Source organism: Pseudomonas sp. UMAB-40 (genome assembly GCF_900095275.1).
GTDB classification, from domain to species: Bacteria; Pseudomonadota; Gammaproteobacteria; order Pseudomonadales; family Pseudomonadaceae; genus Aquipseudomonas; species Aquipseudomonas mandelii_B.
On the sequence record NZ_LT607634.1, the window covers coordinates 1 to 313 of the forward strand.

Consider the following 313-nt stretch of genomic DNA (forward strand, 5'->3'; position numbering starts at 1 on the left):
CAGGATGAATGCTTTAATCACGCGAAAACAAATCGTCAATTGGATCGATAGCACTAAATAATCGCTCGGACAAACTCACGCGTTGATCTTTATAAGACTCATAATCTGGTTCATGCTCTGGTTCATTAAAATATTTATCGTAGAATCTATCTACATCAACTAAGTCTACAACACCATCAGCCACACCAGATGAATCATTTGCACCCAACTCGACAGCCTTTTCATCCATTAGCTCCACAAATTTTCTGCGAGCTGCTGATTGCGAACCACCATCAGAAAATACCTCTGCATCTGGAAACTCATCTTCAACTGA

At 40.3% G+C, this 313-nt stretch carries 1 pseudogene; it reads right to left on the bottom strand.

Annotated features, from left to right (window positions below):
- Positions 1 to 13: 13 nt before the first annotated feature.
- Positions 14 to 313 (bottom strand): annotated as a pseudogene (locus K0F88_RS32095) (hypothetical protein); the annotation flags it as partial.